The following is a 14,746-nucleotide window of genomic DNA, read 5'->3' on the forward strand; positions in this document are numbered from 1 at the left end:
ACGCAACGCCGGCGGGTTGCGCCCCGCTGCATGCGGGTGCTAGCCGCGCACGCATGGCAGTGGACACGGCAACCGTCGCGCGCGTGGCGCGGCTCGCGCGCATCGCGACGAGCGAGGAGGAGGCCGCGCGCCTCGCCCCCGAACTCGACCAGATCATGGGCTGGATCGAGCAACTGGCACAGGTCGACACGACCGGCGTCGAGCCGATGACGGCGGTGATCCCCAACACGCTGCGGCTGCGCGACGATGTCGTCGACGCCGATCCGCTGACGGGCGGCGGCATCCGCGATCAGTTGATGGCGAACGCGCCCGAGGCCGAGTATGGGTTCTTCACCGTGCCCAAGGTGATCGAGTGATGACGTTTTCCGTCACCCCAGCGAACGCTGGGATCTCTACGGGTGGCGTCCTCCCGATCGAAAAGACTCCAGCTTCCGCTGGCGTGACGGCTAGAGTGGCACGATGACCACCCTCACCGATCTCGGCGTACGCCAGATCCGCGACGGCGTCCGCTCCGGCGCCTTTTCGGCGCGCGAAGTGGCGGATGCATTCATCGTTGCGGTCAGCCGCGCCAAGTCACTCAACGCGTTCCTGGTCGAAACGCCCGATCACGCCATCGCCGCCGCGACCGCCGCCGACGCGGCGCGCGCGGCGGGCGAGACGCTGAAGCCGTTGGCGGGCGTGCCGATCGGCATGAAGGACCTGTTCTGTACCGCGGGCGTGCGGACGACGGCGGCGAGCCACATGCTGGCGGGCTTCACGCCGACGTATGAATCGACCGTCAGCGCGAACCTGTGGGCAGCGGGCGCGGGGATGCTCGGCAAGCTCAACATGGACCAGTTCGCGATGGGCTCGTCCAACGAGACGAGCGCGTTCGGCAATGTGCTTTCGCCTTGGCGGCGGGCGGACGGTGGGAACGCGCCGCTTGCGCCGGGCGGCTCGTCCGGCGGCAGCAGCGCGGCGATCGCGGCGCGGTTGTGCCCGGCGGCGACCGGCACCGACACCGGCGGCTCGATCCGCCAGCCGGCTGCCTTCACCGGCATCGCGGGGATCAAGCCGACCTATGGCCGATGCTCACGCTGGGGCACGATCGCGTTTGCGTCCTCGCTCGACCAGGCCGGGCCGATGGCGCGCGACGTCGGCGATTGCGCGGCGATGCTGGAGGTGATGGCGGGCTTCGACGCCAAGGACGCGACCTCGCTCAAGCTCGACGTCCCGCGCTGGGAAGCTGGGCTGTCCGGCAGCATGACGGGGCTGCGCGTCGGCATCCCGGAGGAGTACCGCGTCGACGGCATGCCGGCAGAGATTGAGGCGCTGTGGCGGGCCGGGATCGACTGGCTGCGCGATGCGGGCGCCACGATCGTCGACGTGTCGCTGCCGCACACTCGCTACGCACTGCCCGCCTATTACATCATCGCGCCGGCGGAGGCGTCGTCCAACCTCGCGCGCTACGACGGTGTCCGCTACGGCCTGCGCGACCTGCCCGACGGCGCGGGGTTGCAGGACATGTATGCGGCCACGCGCGCGGACGGGTTCGGCGCGGAGGTGAAGCGACGGATCATGATCGGCACCTATGTACTGTCGGTCGGCTTCTACGACGCCTATTACACCCAGGCGCAGAAGGTGCGGACGCTGATCGCGCGCGACTTCGAGGCGGCATGGGCGACGTGTGACGTGCTGCTGACCCCGACCGCGCCGAGCGCCGCGTTCGCCTTGGGCGAGAAGTCGGACGATCCGCTGGCGATGTATCTGAACGACGTGTTCACCGTGCCGTCGAGCCTCGCCGGGCTGCCGGCGATGAGCGTGCCCGGCGGACTCGACAAGGCCGGGCTGCCGCTGGGCCTGCAGATCATCGGCCGCCCGCTGGACGAGCAGGGCGTGCTCAACGCGGGGCTGGCGATCGAGGAGCGGGCGGGGTTCAAGGCACGGCCGGACGCGTGGTGGTGAGGGCGCCGCACTTACTGAAGTTGACGCCGCATTTCGTGGGTGATCCCTGCCTCTTCTGCCGTTCGTCCTGAGCTTGTCGAAGGACAGGCCACGAGGGAAGCCGTCTCGCAGGTGCCCTTCGACTGCCTGCCAAGGCAGGCGCTCAGGACAGGCTTCGACAGGCTCAGCACGAACGGTTTAGCTTAGTCGTCACGGCCGTTACCCCCGAACCGCCTCCGCCATCCGTTGCGCCGTGATCGGATAGCCCAGTCCCTCCGGAATGCAGAGCCAGCGCTCGCCGCCGCGTTCCTCCTCCCAGGGGGAGATCGTCTCGATGCGATGCGCCCGCGCGTTGGCGACTGCTTCGTCGAACGTCCCGAACAACGCCATCCGCTCCAGGTTGCGCCGCGTCGGATAGATGAGCGTCGCAGCGCCCGCGTCCGCTTGGGCCAGCACCTCGTGTGCGCTGGCCCAGAACAGCCGGTCGTTCTCGGTCCCGTCGACGGTGGCCGCGGGCGCACCGGACGGCAGGCGCGCGAGGTAGAAGCGGGTGTCGAAGATGCGGCTCATGTGGTGCGCCGGCAGCCAGCGCGCGAAGGGCACCAGCCGCTCGGGCGCCAACGTCGCGTGCGCCCGTGTCAGCGCGTCGGCGAACGGCTCGCCCGCCGCCAGTGCGGCGCGCAACGGCGCGACACGATCCGGCGCGACGTCCAGCCCGATCGGTAGTCCGGCCTCCTCCAGCGTCTCGCGGATCGCAGCGATGCGGGCGGCGCCCTCGTCGTCAGCGGCCAGCAGATGGTCGCCCAGGTCGACGCGGCCACCGGGAAACACGAGCGCTCCCGCGGCGAACGCCATACGGGCGGAGCGCCGGACCATCAGCAGATCGGGCGGGCTATCCGACCGATCGCGCACCACGATCAGCGTCGCGGCGGGGATGGCGGTTGGGACGAGCTCAGGCACGCCGGATCACAGGCAGGCCGGCGGGCGAGAGGTGGTGGAGCCGAAGGGAATCGAACCCTTGACCTCTGCAGTGCGATTGCAGCGCTCTCCCATCTGAGCTACGGCCCCGCCCGCCCGGTGCTCCCGGGAGACGCGCCTCTAGCGAGGCTTAGGGCGCGATGCAACACGGCTTTGCGTTCACGATCCGCTGACGCGGATGCACCGTTCTCGTTCGGCTCGCCGAACCGCATCTAACGCAGTCGCTTGACGAACACGCGCCCGTCCTGCCGTTTCTCCGTCTGGAAATTGGGCACCGTTTCGATGAGGTCCGACAGGTTGCGGAAGCCGTAGTTGCGCGCGTCGAAGCTCGACCGATTGCCCGCCAACTGCCCGAGTGACGAGATGCTGACATACCCCTTCTCGTCGCGGCGCACCGAGTCATAGGCGTCGATCAGAAGTTTCAGCAGTTCGGCGTCCACCGGCTTGATGATGCGCGGACTCTCGACGCGGATCGCCGGCGGCAGGATGGCCGCGATCGAGCCGGGCTCGTCGTCGACATCATCGTCGAGGTCGAGGTCGAGATCGGGTGCCGTCACGGCCGATCCGGCAGGGCGGCGGCGCCCGCGCGTGCGACGCGCGACAGGCGGCGGCGCCTCGACCTCCGGTTCCGGCTCCGGCGCCTCGCCCGCCAGCGCGCCGACGTCGATGAAGCGGGTGCAGGCCTGGCGGAACGCTTCGGGGGCACGGGCAGTGCCGAAGCCATAGACCGGCACGCCGTCCTGCCGGATGCGCATCGCTAGCGGCATGAAGTCGCTGTCCGACGACATGATCCCGAAGCCCTCGACGCGGCCGCGAAACAGCAGGTCCATCGCGTCGATCGTCATCTTCATGTCGGTCGCGTTCTTGCCCTTGGTCAGGTCGAACTGCTGGTGCGGCTCGATCCCGTGGCGCAGGCTCATGTCGCGCCAGCCCTTGAGCGCGGGCTTGGACCAGTTGCCGTACACCCGCCGCACGTTGACGGTGCCGAGCTCCGCCAGCACGGTCAACACCGGGTCGATCGCGTGCCAGGAGGCGTTGTCGCCGTCGATCAGCAGGGCGACGTTGCGGGTGGCTGTGTGGTCGGACATGGCGGGACCGTTGCGCCTGCGGGCGGGCAGGTCAAGCCGTCGGATAGGCGATGGCGACCACCTCATACGCCCGCTCGCCAGCGGGCAGGTCGACGCGGCGCAGGTCGCCCACCGCCGCTCCGCGCAGCGCTCGCGCGATCGGCGCGTGCCAGCCGATCCGGCCGCTCCCCGCGTCCGTCTCGTCGTCGCCGACCAGCGTCACCACGCGTTCGTTGTCGTTCTCGTCGGCGATCGTGACGGTCGCGCCGAACCACACGCGCCCGCGGTCGACCGTCGCGGTGGGATCGATCACCCGGGCGGCCTTCATCCGCTTCGACAGCCAGCCCAGGCGCCGGTCGATCTCGCGCAGCCGCTTCTTGCCATAGAGATAGTCGCCGTTCTCCGACCGGTCGCCGTTGCCCGCCGCCCAGGATACCGTCTCGACCAGCCTCGGTCGCTCGCCGGCGAACAGCGCCTCGTACTCGGCGCGCAACGCCGCCAGTCCTGCGGGCGTGATGTAGTTCGGCCGGTCCGTTCCCGTCGCGCCCACGCCTTCAGCCCGGCCGCCGGCCCAGATACCAACTCAGCCGCGCCGCGCCCTGGCTGCGCGAGTGGGCCGGATAGGCGAGGTCGTACACCACCGCGTTCTCCAGCACGCGCTGGACGTAGTTGCGCGTCTCGGAGAACGGGATCGCCTCCACCCAGTCGACCGGATCGACGCCGCCGGTCCGGGGATCGCCGTTCGCGGCCAGCCACTTGTTCACATTGCCCGGACCGGCGTTGTAGGCGGCGACCGCGAGCGGATAGCTGCCATAGAGGCCATAGATGTGGTCGAAATAGCTCGCGCCGAGCTGCACGTTGTAGACGGGATCGGTGAGCGAGGCGGGGTTCCAGCCGAGCCCGAGCTTTCCCGCCTCGCCGCGCGCAGTGCCGGGCATCAACTGCATCAGCCCGCGCGCACCGGTGCGGCTGGTTGCTTGGGCGTCGAACTGGCTCTCCTGCCGGGCGATGGCGTGAATCATCGACCAGTTGCCGGCGACGTCCGCCGACAGCGGCACGGTCGGGAAGCCGATCAGGCTATAGTCCGATAGCCCGTTCTGGAGCGCGCTGCGCCCGACCATCACCGCGAGGTCCGGCCGGTTCAGGCTGCGCGACAGCTCGTCGGCGAGCACGTGGTCGGTGTCGGTATGCGCGTCCAGCGCGATCTGGCGGACGAAGGCGCTCTGGTCGGGCCAGTCGCCGATCCGGCCGAGGAAGCGTACCGCCTGCACCGTCTGCCGCCCCTCGAACGCGGCGCGGGTGGCGGCGTCGACCGGGCGGGGGACGAACGGCGGCGGCGCGACCAGTGGCTGGCCGAGCCGTTCGGCGGCGAGCTGACCGTAATATTGGTCCCGCAGCACGGCGGCGCGGGTGAGGTACGCACGCGCCTGCTCCGCCTGGCCCGCGGTCGCCATGGCGCGACCCGCCCAGTACAGCCCCTTCGACCGGATCGACGGCGACCGCGAGCCGCCAGAGTAGCGCTCGAACAGCGGCGCCGCGTCGGCGGGCCGGCCCAGGTGCCGCAGCGCGGACTGGCCCGCGAGCCAGACGAGATCGGTATAGGCATCGCGCTCGGCATAGGAGAGCGCCGAGACGTCCGCGCCCGCGGGCAGCGCGTCGTCCACCTGCCGGCCGATGTCATATGCCTGGCTCCAGTCGCCGTCGACCGAGGCTCCCTTGGCGAGCCCGAGCGACAGCTGGTACCAGCGCGCGAGGTCGGTCGGCGGCGCCGCGAACGCATGAGGGCGGGCGAGCGAGGCGCGCGCCGCCGCGCCCGCGCCATGGTCGCGCAGCCACACCGCGCGATCGGCGACGAAACCGGCTTGGCGCTCCCATGCCGGGTCGCTGGTCGTCGCGAAGGTCGCCGCTTCGGGCGCGTCGTTGCGGAGCGCTAGGCGGGCGGCGAACAGGTCGCGGGCGGCGGGGCTGACGAGCGGCAGCTCGCGCGTCGCCGCCTGGCCACCGCCCGCCCACAGCAGCGCGTCCATCCTCGCATCCTGGTCCGTGGGGCGCAGGCCTGGGCCGAAGGTGTCGAGGATCGTCACCTCGTCCGTAGGCGCCATCGCGCCGCGCCGCCATGCCGTCCGCGCCGCACCCTCGGCGGCGTCGCGCTCGCCCTGCGCCGCCAGCGCCAGCGCGTATCGGACACCGCCCGCGGCGGTCTGCGGCGGAAAGCGCGCGAAGAAGGCGATCACGCCCGCGTCCGAGCCGGTACTGGCTTGCTTCTCCGCCGCATGGCGCACGCCCGCCTCGCCCGGCCAGCCGGGATGCGCCATCAGGAACGAGGCATAGGTGTCGAACGGCAGCAGGTCGGTCGCCTGCACCTCCTTCCACTGCGCGATCGTGGAGGCCAGCGTCGGGTCGCCCATCTGCGGCGGCGTCGCAGCCGGCGAGGGCGTCGTCGCCGGCGCGATCCGGTCGAACTCCACCTGCGCCGCCACCGCGCCCACCGACGCAAGCGCGGTCATCCCCAGCACTATCCTCGCCGCCATCACCCGCCTGTCACCCATGGTGGACAACATAGGAGCGCGGGCCGTATCTGTCGCGCCACAATCGGGCGCCGGCAGACATTGGCGGGCGCCGGAAGACATTGGCGGGCGTCCTCGGCGCCGCAGGGGAGATTCCATGTTCTCGGGTTCGATACCGGCGCTCGTCACGCCCTTTGGGCAGGATGGCGCGATCGACGAGGCGGCGCTGCGCTCGCTGGTCGACTGGCAGATCGAGGAGGGCTCGTCCGCGCTCGTCGCCTGCGGCACGACCGGCGAGGCGGCGACGCTCGACCGAGAGGAGCATTTCCGCGTCGTCGCGATCTGCGTCGAGCAGGCGGCGGGCCGCGTGCCGGTGATCGCGGGCGCGGGCAGCAACGACACGCGCGTCGCCGCCGCCAATCTGGTCGCGGCGAAGGAAGCGGGCGCGGACGCCGCGCTGATGGTGCCGCCCTATTACAACCGCCCGAGCCAAGACGGCATCGTCCGCCATTTCGAGGCGCTGGCCCGCGGCATGGAGGGGGGCGCCGCGCTGCCGATCGTGCTCTACAACGTGCCCGCCCGCACCGCGACCGACATCCTGCCCGACACGCTGGCGCGCATCGTCGCGCTCGCACCCGACGTGTTCGTCGGCGTGAAGGACGCGTCGGCCATGCTCCAGCGCGTATCGCAGCATCGCGCGTCCTGCGGCGAGCGGTTCTGCCAATTGTCGGGCAACGACGACCTCGCGCTCGCGTTCAACGCGATGGGCGGGCAGGGGTGCATATCGGTGACGGCGAACGTCGCGCCCCGGTTGTGCGCGGAGTTCCAGGCGGCGTGCGCCGCGGGCGAGTATGGGCGAGCGCTCGACCTCCACGACCGGCTGTTCGCGCTGCACGCCGCGCTGTTCACCGATGCGTCGCCAGGGCCGGTCAAATACGCGATGACGCGGGTGCGGCCGGGTTTCCCGCAGGGGCTGCGGCTGCCGATGACGTGGCCGGGTGACGCGAGCCGGGAGGCGGTGGATGAGGGGCTGGCGAAGGCGGGGGCGATTTAGTCGTCAGTGGTCGTCCGCGACGCGAGCCGCGCTTGGCCGGACTCGTGCGTCGCCATCCTGACGGCCAGGTCCTGCATCTGCTGGTTGAGGCCACCCTGGACAGCGTAGACGACCGATTGCGCCTCTTTCAACGCGTCGAGCTTCACCTCAGCCCTAAGTACCGCAAGCTCAGTCTCGATCGCCCGCAGGCGGTCGCCCAAGATAGCGACCGCCTGGCCGAGTTCCTTTTGACCGGTCTGCAACGCCTTGACATGCTCGATGAGCTGAAGGTGGTCGGCAATCTCCCTAGCAGCATCACCAAGTGACTTGCGGGACCACATCAGGCGGCAATCGCCTGCGACAAGGTAGCACGCAGGTCGGCCAAATGCCGGTCGGCGGGCACCAGACCTTTCGCCGCCTCCCGCATCAGCGGCAGGAGGAAATCCTCCGGCCAATCGGGCTGATTCATGTCGGAAGGACCGACACCCCATTTCTCGCTAAGAAGCCGCGACAATTCCGACGCCTCGAGCAACGTGAGGCGACCCATCTCGACATCAGCCCGCAAGTCCATGGCATCATCTCCCATACACACGGCATAGCATGGCGGAGCCGCCTCATCCAGCAACCGGCGGTGCGTCGACCGCGCTTTCCCCGCTTGCGGTAAACGCCTACATCCCCTTCATGGCCCGTCCCAAACCCGTCCAGTTCGACAAGCAGAAGGTCGTCGCCGAGAATCGTCGCGCGCGGTTCGAGTATTCGATCGAGCAGGTGTTCGAGGCGGGCATTGCGCTGACCGGCACCGAGGTGAAGTCGCTGCGCTTCGGCACCGGCTCGATCGCCGAGAGCTATGCCGAGGTGAAAGGCGAGGAGGTGTGGCTGGTGAACTCCAACGTTCCCGAGTTTAGCCACGGCAACCGCAACAACCACGTCCCCAAGCGGCCGCGCAAGCTCCTCCTCCACGAGCGCGAGATCAACAAACTTCATGGCGCGGTCGCGCGCCAGGGGATGACACTCGTGCCGCTGTCGGTCTACTTCAACGCTCAGGGGAGAGCGAAGGTGGAGCTGGCACTGGCCAAGGGCCGCAAGGATCACGACAAGCGCGAGGCGATCAAGGAACGCGAGTGGAAGCGCGAGGCCGGTCGGCTGTTGCGCGACCGGGGTTGAGCCCGGGCGCGATGCGCGGCGACGGGCCACCGCGGGGCGGGCGGGTCGCCGGCTGGGCACGCCACCATATCCCGACGCGCGAGGGGATCGAGGGCAACCGCTTCCTGAAGCCCGTCGCGCACCGTATCCTGGTGCCGTCGCTGTGGCGGTTCAATCGCCGGTCGGTGCCGCGCGGCGTGGCGCTGGGCATGTTCTGCGGCGTGATCTTCCCCTTCGCGCACATGGCGCTCGCCGCCGTGCTGTCGCTGCCGGCGCGCGCCAACGTGCCGGTCGCTGTGGGGTCGACGCTCGTCAACAACCCGATCACCTTCGTGCCGCTGATGGCGGCGGCGTACCAGATCGGCAGTTGGCTGCTCAGCCTCGACCGCGTCGTGCCCGGCCATCCGATCGCGACCGATCTCAACCGGCATGCGGACTGGCTCCACCGGCTGGTAGCGCACGGCGCGCCGGCGTTGATCGTCGGGCTGCTGGCGCTTGCCCTCATCCTGTCGGCGGCCGGCTATCTCGTCACCTCGGTCGGCTGGCGCTGGCACATGGCGCGCAAGTGGCGCAACCGCCACGCCGCCAGGGGAAAGTGACGCAGCCGACATGATTGCACGCGACGTCGACCGAAGCGGCGGTATGACGTCACATCGGTGCAGCGCGCTCGCGCCTGGATATACGATCGTTCGAAGGGGAGCAGTATGAAGAGGTCTCGTTATCCTGTCTTGATGTCCACGGTCGCGCTCGCGGCCGGGCTCGTCGCCACAGGCGCGGTCTGGGCGGGGGAAACCGCCAAGAGCAGCGCGCATACCGTGGCCAAGGCCGCCGTCGGTCCTGTCGCGCCGCGTGGGCAGGGCAGGCCGCAGCTCGGCGATTTCGGCGTCGACCTCGCGGGCATGGACAAGGCCGTCGCGCCCGGCGACGATTTCTACGATTACGTCAACGGCACCTGGGCGAAGACGACGTCGATCCCGTCCGACAAGTCGAGCTATGGCTCGTTCGACGTTCTCGCCGACCTGTCGGAGACGCGCACGCACGACATCCTCGAGAAGCAGAAGGCGGACCCGTCGAGCAAGATCGGCATCGCCTATGCCACCTATTCCGACACGGCGACGATCGAGGGCAAGGGCCTGGCGCCGATCAAGCCGTGGCTCGACCAGGTGAAGGCCGTGTCCGACAAGGCGGGCTATGCGCGCATCGCCGCGGAGGCGACCAGGGACGGCATCGCGACACCGTTCCGCGTCGGCGTCGGCCAGGATGCCAAGGACCCCGAAACCTATATCGTCCGCATGGGACAGTCCGGCCTCGGCATGCCCGACCGCGACTATTATCTGAAGGCCGACCCCAAGCTCGCCGACACCAAGGCGAAATACCAGGCGCACCTCGCGCGCATGCTGACGCTCGCCGGCGAGCCGGATGCGGATGCACGCGCGAAGGCGATCGTCGATTTCGAGACGCAGATCGCGCAGGTAAGCTGGACGCGGGTCGACAGCCGCGACGCGGACAAGACGTACAACAAGATGCCGGTCGCCGAGCTCGTGCAAAGTGCTCCGGGCTTCGACTTCCCCGCCTATCTTCAGGCGGTGGGCACGCCCGTCCAGACCGTGATCGTCGCCCAGCCGACCGCCGTCACCGGCATCGCCAAGCTGATCGCCACGACCCCGATCGGCGTCCTTCGCGACCAGTTGATGGTGCGCAGCCTGGAGAGCTATTCGGACGTGCTGCCGTCCGCGTTCGACAAGGAGACGTTCGCGTTCCGCGGCACCGTCCTGTCGGGTACGCCGGAGCAGGAGGTGCGGTGGAAGCGCGCCGTCGGCTTCACCAGCGGGGCGCTGTCGGACGACGTTAGCCAGATCTACGTCAGGCAGTATTTCCCGCCGGCGACCAAGGCGGCGATGGATCAACTCGTGAAGAACATCATCGCCGCGATGAACGTCCGGATCGAGCATCTGACGTGGATGACGCCCGAGACGAAAGTGAAGGCGCACACGAAGCTGGCGGCGTTCAGGCCCAAGATCGGCTATCCGACCCAATGGCATGATTACTCCGCGCTGACGATCACGCCCGGCGACGCCTATGGCAACAAGCTGCGCGCCGCCCGCTGGCAGCATGATGACGAGATCGGCCATCTCGGCAAGCCGCTCCAGCGCTGGGAGTGGGGCATGACGCCGATGACGGTCAACGCCTATGCCAATCCGACGATGGTCGAGATCGTGTTCCCGGCCGCGATCCTCCAGCCGCCGTTCTTCGATCCCAACGCCGATCCGGCGGTGAATTACGGCGGCATCGGCGCCGTGATCGGCCACGAGATGAGCCATCATTTCGACGATCAGGGCGCCAAGTTCGACGATCATGGCCGGCTGGCGAAATGGTGGACCGACGCCGATGTCGAGCATTTCAATGCGCTCGAAGCGAAGCTGGTCGCGGAGTACGACCAATATGAGCCGATCCCCGGGCTTCACGTCCAGGGCAAGCTGACGCTGGGCGAGAACTCGGCCGATCTGGCCGGGCTTTCCTGCGCCTACGATGCGTATCACCGATCGCTCAACGGCAAGCCGGCGCCGGTGATCGGCGGGCTGACCGGCGACCAGCGCTTCTACATGGGCTGGGCGCAGGTGTGGCGGCGCAACTATCGCGACGCGAACCTGCGTCAGCGGTTGTTGACCGATCCGCACTCGCCGGACACGTATCGCGCCAACATCGTCCGCAACATGGACCCATGGTACGCGGCGTTCAAACCCGCCGACGGCACGAAACTGTATCTGTCGTCCGACCAGCGCGTCCGCGTCTGGTAGGATGGCGTGACGGGCTCGGCCGCGCCGCTTGACGCAGGCGCGGTCGAGCCCGACTAACGCGCGTGGCGACGCTTCCCTCCTCCGTCCTGACCCGATCCTCGGTACGTGAAGCGCTGCTGATCGCCGTCGGGGCGGGCGTGATCGCGGCGGCGCTGGTGTTCGCGCTGACCCGCGACCTGGCGGTGGCGGTGGGGTTCGTGGGCGCGGCGCTGCTGATCGGCGGCGGTGTCGTCGCCTGGCGGCGGCTGGCGCCCTCTGCCGCCGAGGAAGAGCTACCGGTCGACTGGAACGTCGTGCGCGCGGTGGCGGACCTAGATGCCGATGCGCTCGCCGTGACCGATCGCGCCGGCCGGCTGGTGTGCGCCAACGATCGCTATGGCGAGCTGTTCGCCGGCCTGCCGACCCCGCCGGGGTTGCCGCTCGACGACCGCGGGATCGCCGCGCTCGGGCAGGCCGGACGCGCGGCCTGGCGCGACGGGCACGGCGCGGCGAGCGGCCTGGCCCTGTCCGGCGGCGCGCTCGGCGTCGAGGTGCTGCGCGCAGGTGCGCAGGACGACGTGCTCGTGTGGCGGTTCTCCCTCGCCAGTAGCCCTAATCCGGTGGCCGAGCTGTCGGCGGCGCTCGCCGGGGCGCAGGGAGATCGGCTGGGCGCGGCCGGGATCATGGCCGCGGTGGCGACGCCCGACGGGCGGCTGATCGCGGCGAACCGCGTGTTGGCGGCGCGGGCGGGGATCGCGGGCCCGGCGGCAGGCGCGGACCTCGCCGAGCTGCTGCACACCGACGAGCGCGGGCAGTTGCGCTTCGTCGCTGAACGCTCGGGCAACCCGCTGCGGCTGATCCAGGTGCCGTTCGCCGACGCGGGCGACGCGGGCGAGGGCCAGGACAGTACGCCGGTGCTGCTGGCGCTGCTGGACGAGGAGGAGGCGCCCGGCCAGCCGTCCAGCGCCGCCGGGCTCGCCCGCTCGCTCGTCGCGATGATGCCGGTCGGCATCGCGCTCGTCGATCGCGAGGGGCGGTTCGCGCAGATGAACGACGCGTTCGCGCGCGCCGCCGGCGTCGATCCGGTCGCGCTGCCGCTCTATCCCGGCGACCTGGTGGTGCGCGAGGACAAGGGCGCGGTGGCGGACGCGGTGCGCCGCTTCGCGGGCGGCGCGACGCACAAGACCGACATCGCCGTGCGGCTGAAGGGCCGCCCCGACGAGCCAGTCGTGCTGACGATCGCGGGCGCGCGCGGGCTGGGCGACGCGGCGGTGCTGCTGAGCCTGAAGGACAATAGCGAGGAATCGCGGCTGAAGCGCCAGGCCGAACAGGCGACCAAGATGCAGGCGGTGGGCCAGCTGGCGGGCGGCGTCGCGCATGATTTCAACAACATCCTGACCGCGATCATCGGCCATTGCGACCTGATGCTGATGCGCCACTCGCCCGGCGACAGCGATTACGACGACATCCAGCAGGTGCGGCACAACTCCGACCGCGCCGCCGGGCTCACGCGCCAGCTGCTCGCCTTCTCGCGCCAGCAGACGCTCCGGCCGCAGGTGCTCCAACTGCCCGACGTCGTGTCGGAGGTATCGAACCTGTTGAAGCGACTGCTGGGCGAGACGGTCACGCTCGACGTCCATCATGGCCGCGGGCTGGGCGCGGTGCGGGCCGATCCCGGGCAACTGGGGCAGGTCGTGATGAACCTCGCCGTCAACGCGCGCGATGCGATGACGCGCGACCCGCAGGACAAGGGCGGCGCGGGCGGCACGCTGACGATCCAGACGCGCGCGGTGTCCGCCGCCGACGTGCGCCGGCTGGGCAACGACATCATGCCGATCGGCGACTATACCGCGCTGGAGGTCAGCGACACCGGCGTCGGCATCCCGGCCGACGTGCTGCCCAAGATCTTCGAGCCGTTCTTCACCACCAAGGAGGTGGGCAAGGGCACCGGCCTTGGCCTCTCGACCGTGTACGGCATCGTCAAACAGTCGGAGGGGTATATCTTCGCCGACAGCCGGCCGGGCGAGGGCGCGACCTTCACCATCTACCTGCCCGTCCACAACGCGCCGGTGACCGCGCGGCCGGCCAAGCCGGTGCGCGAGAAACCGGCGGCGTCTTGGGGCACCGGTACCGTGCTGGTGGTGGAGGATGAGGCGATGGTCCGCGCGGTCGCCGAGCGCGCGCTGGTGCGCCAGGGTTATACCGTGCTGACGGCCGAGAACGGCGAGGCGGCGCTGGAGCTGCTGCGGACCGGGCCCAAGCCCGATCTGCTGGTGTCGGACGTGGTGATGCCGGTGATGGACGGCCCGACGATGGCGCGGGCGGTGCGCGAGCGGTGGCCCGAGCTGCCGATCCTGTTCATGTCTGGCTATGCCGAGGAACAGCTACGCCGCTCGATCGACCTCGACAACGTCGCGTTCCTGCCCAAACCGTTTTCGGTGCAGCAGCTCGCCGATGCCGCGCGTGACGCACTATCGCCAAGATAATGTCCGAAGTTAATGACGCGATCGTAACGAGGCGGCGCTTGCGCAATCTTCGGCGCCCGCCCAAAGGCTTGGCATGACCGCTCCCGTCCGCATCCTCCTCGTCGAGGACGAACCCCTGATCGCGATGATGCTGGAGGATTTCCTTGAGGTGCTCGACCGGCAGGTCGCGGGCAGCGCGGACAATGTGGCGAGCGCGCTGGAACTCGTCTCGGCCGGCGGCTTCGACGCGGCGATCCTCGACGTCAACCTGCGCGGCGGGGAGAAGAGCTGGCCGATCGCCGACGCGCTCGCGGCGCGCGGCACGCCGTTCCTGATCGCGACCGGCGGCAGCGACGACACGGTCGCGCCCCAGCACAAGAACCGGCCGGTTTTGCAGAAGCCGTTCACGATGGACGGCGTTCAGAAGGCGCTCGACGCGCTGGGGTAGGCCGCCGTGACGGCTTCTCATGTCGTCACCCCGGGCTTGACCCGGGGCCCCGCTTCTTCCTAGTCGCGACCCATCAAGGTAGCGGGACTCCCGGTCAAGTCCGGGGTGACGGTAGGGTGGTGATTGGGATTGCCCCTCCACACGGCACGCCCTAACCCGCCGGCTATGCCCCACGACAAGTCCCGGCTGCCCAGCCGCCACGTATCCGTCGGCCCAGAGCGCGCGCCGCACCGGTCCTATTACTATGCGATGGGCCTGACCGAGGAGGACATCGCCAAGCCCTTCGTCGCGGTCGCCTCGGCGGGCAACGACAGCGCGCCGTGCAACATCACGCTCGACGCGCAGGCCGACGTCGCGCGCGCGGGCGTGATCGCCGGCGGCGGGATGCCGCGCCGCTTCAACACG

At 69.8% G+C, this 14,746-nt stretch carries 14 protein-coding genes, 1 tRNA gene and 1 pseudogene (1 of these 16 running past the window's edge); 9 read left to right on the plus strand and 7 right to left on the minus strand.

Features of this window, described 5'->3' with window-relative positions:
* Nucleotides 1-53 precede the first annotated feature (53 nt).
* Together gatC and gatA are read left to right on the plus strand one after the other, a co-directional pair.
* Complete coding sequence (gatC, locus tag ACFE65_RS05645; RefSeq protein ID WP_375381371.1) at nt 54-356, plus strand: Asp-tRNA(Asn)/Glu-tRNA(Gln) amidotransferase subunit GatC; 303 nt, start codon at nt 54-56, stop codon at nt 354-356.
* 103 nt (nt 357-459) lie between these two features.
* Nucleotides 460-1,944, plus strand: coding sequence for an Asp-tRNA(Asn)/Glu-tRNA(Gln) amidotransferase subunit GatA (gene gatA, locus ACFE65_RS05650; RefSeq protein ID WP_375381372.1), 1,485 nt, complete (start codon nt 460-462; stop codon nt 1,942-1,944).
* 198 nt (nt 1,945-2,142) lie between these two features.
* On the opposite strand, the gene ACFE65_RS05655 is transcribed toward gatA, so the two are convergent.
* From ACFE65_RS05655 to ACFE65_RS05675, 5 genes are all read right to left on the minus strand, one after another.
* Nucleotides 2,143-2,883, minus strand: coding sequence for an NUDIX domain-containing protein (locus ACFE65_RS05655; RefSeq protein ID WP_375381373.1), 741 nt, complete (start codon nt 2,881-2,883; stop codon nt 2,143-2,145).
* A gap of 32 nt (nt 2,884-2,915) precedes the next feature.
* Nucleotides 2,916-2,991 (minus strand) — tRNA-Ala (locus tag ACFE65_RS05660).
* Nucleotides 2,992-3,113: 122 nt separating this feature from the next.
* The gene (locus ACFE65_RS05665; RefSeq protein WP_375381374.1) at nt 3,114-3,989 is read right to left on the minus strand and encodes an NYN domain-containing protein; all 876 of its coding nucleotides are present in this window, start codon (nt 3,987-3,989) and stop codon (nt 3,114-3,116) included.
* A gap of 31 nt (nt 3,990-4,020) precedes the next feature.
* On the minus strand, nt 4,021-4,518 hold the full coding sequence (gene greB, locus ACFE65_RS05670) for a transcription elongation factor GreB (RefSeq protein ID WP_375381375.1): 498 nt from the start codon (nt 4,516-4,518) through the stop codon (nt 4,021-4,023).
* A 4-nt stretch (nt 4,519-4,522) separates the two neighbouring features.
* The gene (locus ACFE65_RS05675) at nt 4,523-6,517 is read right to left on the minus strand and encodes a lytic transglycosylase domain-containing protein (protein WP_375381376.1); all 1,995 of its coding nucleotides are present in this window, start codon (nt 6,515-6,517) and stop codon (nt 4,523-4,525) included.
* A 115-nt stretch (nt 6,518-6,632) separates the two neighbouring features.
* On the opposite strand from ACFE65_RS05675, the gene dapA reads away from it, so the two are divergent.
* Entirely contained in the window at nt 6,633-7,529 is an 897-nt protein-coding gene (dapA, locus tag ACFE65_RS05680) for a 4-hydroxy-tetrahydrodipicolinate synthase (protein WP_375381377.1), read from the plus strand.
* Here dapA and ACFE65_RS05685 read toward each other — a convergent pair.
* On the minus strand, nt 7,526-7,849 hold the full coding sequence (locus tag ACFE65_RS05685) for a hypothetical protein (protein ID WP_375381378.1): 324 nt from the start codon (nt 7,847-7,849) through the stop codon (nt 7,526-7,528). The two genes, dapA and ACFE65_RS05685, sit on opposite strands and share 4 nt — an antisense overlap.
* Nucleotides 7,849-8,079 carry a hypothetical protein gene (locus ACFE65_RS05690; protein WP_375381379.1) on the minus strand — a complete coding sequence of 77 codons (231 nt, stop codon included), beginning with the start codon at nt 8,077-8,079 and terminating at the stop codon, nt 7,849-7,851. The genes ACFE65_RS05685 and ACFE65_RS05690 overlap by 1 nt, the downstream gene beginning before the upstream one ends.
* 110 nt (nt 8,080-8,189) lie before the next feature.
* Between ACFE65_RS05690 and smpB the strand changes: the two genes are divergently transcribed.
* The 6 genes and pseudogenes from smpB to ilvD all read left to right on the plus strand — a co-directional run.
* Nucleotides 8,190-8,672, plus strand: a complete 483-nt coding sequence (smpB, locus tag ACFE65_RS05695; RefSeq protein WP_375381380.1) for an SsrA-binding protein SmpB — start codon at nt 8,190-8,192, stop codon at nt 8,670-8,672.
* An 11-nt stretch (nt 8,673-8,683) separates the two neighbouring features.
* Nucleotides 8,684-9,250 carry a DUF2062 domain-containing protein gene (locus ACFE65_RS05700; protein WP_375381381.1) on the plus strand — a complete coding sequence of 189 codons (567 nt, stop codon included), beginning with the start codon at nt 8,684-8,686 and terminating at the stop codon, nt 9,248-9,250.
* Between the two features lie 132 nt (nt 9,251-9,382).
* Entirely contained in the window at nt 9,383-11,449 is a 2,067-nt protein-coding gene (locus ACFE65_RS05705; protein ID WP_375381428.1) for a M13 family metallopeptidase, read from the plus strand.
* A 62-nt stretch (nt 11,450-11,511) separates the two neighbouring features.
* Nucleotides 11,512-13,914 (plus strand): response regulator, encoded by a 2,403-nt coding sequence (locus ACFE65_RS05710; RefSeq protein ID WP_375381382.1) that lies wholly within the window; start codon nt 11,512-11,514, stop codon nt 13,912-13,914.
* A gap of 73 nt (nt 13,915-13,987) precedes the next feature.
* A complete protein-coding gene (locus tag ACFE65_RS05715; RefSeq protein ID WP_375381383.1) occupies nt 13,988-14,341 on the plus strand; it encodes a response regulator in 354 nt (117 codons plus the stop codon).
* A gap of 165 nt (nt 14,342-14,506) precedes the next feature.
* A pseudogene (gene ilvD / locus ACFE65_RS05720) lies at nt 14,507-14,746 on the plus strand (dihydroxy-acid dehydratase); it runs 1,481 nt beyond the window's last position.

The organism is uncultured Sphingomonas sp. (assembly GCF_964237335.1).
GTDB lineage: Bacteria > Pseudomonadota > Alphaproteobacteria > Sphingomonadales > Sphingomonadaceae > Sphingomonas.